This window comes from Actinosynnema sp., from assembly GCF_052038725.1.
In genome coordinates this window covers 1-3,047 of the sequence record NZ_JBQGCX010001542.1, presented here as the reverse complement: position 1 = coordinate 3,047, position 3,047 = coordinate 1, and the positions used below count along the sequence as shown (strand labels likewise).

General features: G+C 74.3%; 4 protein-coding genes and 1 pseudogene. 4 read left to right on the top strand and 1 reads right to left on the bottom strand.

Features of this window, described 5'->3' with window-relative positions; all coding sequences use genetic code 11:
* Positions 1 to 392 (top strand): hypothetical protein (locus ACTUAL_RS32365; protein WP_440902893.1); only part of this gene is annotated, 392 nt, incomplete at its 5' end.
* 63 nt (positions 393 to 455) lie between these two features.
* A complete protein-coding gene (locus ACTUAL_RS32360; protein ID WP_440902892.1) occupies positions 456 to 770 on the top strand; it encodes a hypothetical protein in 315 nt (104 codons plus the stop codon).
* On the opposite strand, the gene ACTUAL_RS32355 is transcribed toward ACTUAL_RS32360, so the two are convergent.
* Positions 703 to 1,665, bottom strand: coding sequence for an acetylxylan esterase (locus ACTUAL_RS32355; protein ID WP_440902891.1), 963 nt, complete (start codon positions 1,663 to 1,665; stop codon positions 703 to 705). The two genes, ACTUAL_RS32360 and ACTUAL_RS32355, sit on opposite strands and share 68 nt — an antisense overlap.
* A 570-nt stretch (positions 1,666 to 2,235) precedes the next feature.
* On the opposite strand from ACTUAL_RS32355, the gene ACTUAL_RS32350 reads away from it, so the two are divergent.
* The gene (locus ACTUAL_RS32350) at positions 2,236 to 2,610 is read left to right on the top strand and encodes a hypothetical protein (RefSeq protein WP_096492381.1); all 375 of its coding nucleotides are present in this window, start codon (positions 2,236 to 2,238) and stop codon (positions 2,608 to 2,610) included.
* A gap of 245 nt (positions 2,611 to 2,855) precedes the next feature.
* A pseudogene (locus ACTUAL_RS32345) lies at positions 2,856 to 3,047 on the top strand (cellulase family glycosylhydrolase); the annotation flags it as partial.

Here is a 3,047-nt window from a genome sequence, read left to right as displayed (position 1 = left end):
ACCTGCCGGGGGTGCTCGGGAGCGAGGGCGTGCTCGGGGCCGGTGAGCCGGGGGCGTTGTTGGGCGCGGTGCCGGTCCAGCCGCACGACCTGCGGCAGTTCGCGGAGGACTTGCTGTGGGAGGCCCGCCGCGACCCGATGCTGCGCTGGCTGCCGCTGCTGAGGCACGCCGACCACCGGGCGTGGAGCGAGCTGCGCGGGGAGGCCCTGGACTGCGTGTGGCTGCGGGTGGCCGCCGAGGTCCTGCTGCTGGCGCACGAGGAGCTGGCGGGGCGCGGGGTGGTCGAGCCGCTGCCGGAGGTCGGGGGTGAGCGGTGGCAGCCGCTCAGCGACCGGTTGGGGGCGGGGCGCGAGCCGTTGGGGGACGTGCTCAAGCGGTTCGGGCTGCTGTAGCGAAAACCGGTGCGCGGCGCCCCCGGACCGGCCATCATTCGGGGACCGGTCCGAGGGGGAGCGATGCGCGGGTTGCGCTGGTGGCTGTGGCACGACTACCACGGCCTGCGGCTGATCACCGGTGACCTGGTCGTCAACGGCTCGATCTGCGTGATGACCTGGTTCGTGGCCGGGAAGCGGACGCTCGCCTTCGGGGCGCTGCTCGTCTCGGCCTACGTCCTGGGCACCCTGGTGTACGCGGTGTACTGCTACTACCTCGACCGGAACGGGCCCTGCGAGTGCGAGCCCGAGATCGGGCGCGGCGGGCCGGTCAGAGGTGCTCGCGGAGGTGCTTCAGCTTCACCTCGTCGTGCGTCCTCGGCACGGCGTGGCCGCTGAACGGGAACACCTCGATCCGCTTCGGGGCGGTGATCTCGTTGTAGGCGGCGAACACCGTCGACGGGGGGCACACCTCGTCCATCAGGCCGGCGCTCAGCAGGCTCGTCGCGGTGATGCGCCTGGCCAGCAGGGCCGCGTCCACGTAGCGCAGGGTGTCGCGGGCCTGGTCGACCAGCGCGACGTTGTGCGACAGGAAGTTCGCGATCTCCGCGTACGGGTCCGCGCTGGTCAGGGTGATGGCCCGCTGGAAGTCGCACAGGAACGGCACGTCCGCGTGGCACACCTTGACCTTGGTCGGGTTCAGGGCCGCCGCGGCCAGTGCCAGGCCGCCGCCCTGGCTGGCGCCCAGCACGGCGATGCGCTCCGGGTCCACGCCGTCCAGCCCGGCCGCGACGTCCACCGCGAGCGCGGCGTCGGTCATCAAGCGGGTGTAGTAGTAGCCCTCGGGGGAGTCGATGCCGCGCGTCATGAAACCGGGGTGCGACGGGCCCGACGGGGCCGAGTCGGGGGTCGCGCCGGTGGTCCACCTGCCGCCCTGGCCCCTGGTGTCCACCACGAGGACGCCGTAACCGGCCGCCGCCAGCCAGGCGTGCTCGGTGGGCGTGCCCCTGCCGCCGCCGTAGCCGATGAACACCACGGCCGTGGGCAGCGGGCCGTCGCTCGCGGGGCGCAGGTGCCAGGCGCGGACGCGGTCGCCCAGCGCGCCGGAGAACTCGACGTCCAGCACGCTCAGCGGGCCGTACGCGGACTCCTCGTGCGGCGTGGTCGTCACCGGCTTCGCCAGCGCCCTGGCGTCGGCCAGGCGCTCGGCCCACCAGGCGTCCAGGCCGGTCGGCTCCTGGGTCGGGGTCCGGTACTGCGCCAGCTCCGCCTCGGACAGGTCGAACCACGGCATCGGCGGTCTCCACTCACTCGTCGTAGGGCGGTTCGACCACCCTAGCCCCGCGCCCGGCGGGGTCGGCGGGACCGACTTCGCGATCACCGCGCGCCCGAACCGGGCCGCGCGCCGCCCTGCGGCTTCCCGCACCCGCGCCCGCGCGGGCGGTAACGGGGTGCACGTGCGAATTCCCGCTCAGCGGAAGTAGCGTCCCGGGTCCGGGAGGCGGCGCGTCGTCGCTCTCGGTCACGGGGTGGCCGCGCGGTGGGAACCCGCGGGGAAACCGCTTCGGCCGCACCGCCGAGGCCCCCGCTGGTCGACCCGGACGATCCGGGGTTCTGCCAACCGGTCCGACGCGCCCCGCGCGGGCTGATGGCCCCGAGCCCGGCCCCCTCGCGCCGGACCGGGCCGCCGTCGCTCGACGTGATCACCCGGAAATCGTTGGTCCCCCGTGGGAAAACCCCGCCGAACCGGCTCGCGGCGCCCCGGCCCGAACCCCTGAACCGGTGCGGAACCGGTAACGCGGGGCGATCGGGCGCCGACGCCCACGGCGTGAACCGAACAGGTGTTGCCCTTGCCCTGGGCGCGTTGGCGCTCGTCGGCGGCTGCGCCCAGGAGGCGCCGCCGTCACCCTCGCCGAGGGCGGTCGGCGTCGTGGCGAGCACGACCACGACCCCGCGCCCCTCCGGGTTGCCACCCGCCCCCGACGACGCGACCACGCGGGCCTACATCACCGCGCTCGACGTCATCGACCCCCGGATCACCGGCGGCAAGACCGACAAGGCCGTCCTCAAGGGCCGCGAGCTGTGCGTGGACGTGCCCGTCATGGGCAACGACCAGGTCCGCCTGACCGCGCTGGTGCGCGAGCGCTTCAGCCCGCCGAACGACCCCGAGGCGCTCGACAGCCGGACCGCTGCCTCGGTGCTCTCCGTGGTGCGCGAGCACCTCTGCCCCGACTACTGACCGACCCCGCCCGGCACGCCGCCGCCGGGCGAGCACCCCCGCGCCACCCGCGACCTCACCGAGGCAGCGGGTTTTTCCCGTGCGCACAAGGGTTCCCGTTGCGCCGATCCGCCCAGCCGACCCCGGAACCGGCTGATTGACACTTGATCGGTTCATTGCTTGGCTCGGACCGAGCCGTCCTCGCCGCCGCGCGCTCGCACCACCAGCTCGCACGTCAACGCCGACACCACGCGAGGTCACCCACCATGCGCACCCGAATCGCGCTCGCGGCTGCCGCGGCGCTCCTGCTCTCCGCCTTCACCGCCCCACCACCCGCTCCCGCCGAAGCCGCCCCCGCCGCCGCGCCCTCGGCCGCCGCAACCGGTTTCACCATCAGCGGCGGGAGGTTGCTGGACGCCAACGGGAACGACTTCGTCCTGCGCGGCGTCAACCACGCC

Bases quoted from the DNA above. Each gene is read 5' to 3' on its own strand.
- ACTUAL_RS32360 (WP_440902892.1), top strand. From the start codon at position 456: ATGCGCGGGTTGCGCTGGTGGCTGTGGCACGACTACCACGGCCTGCGG.
- ACTUAL_RS32355 (WP_440902891.1), bottom strand. From the start codon at position 1,665: ATGCCGTGGTTCGACCTGTCCGAGGCGGAGCTGGCGCAGTACCGGACC.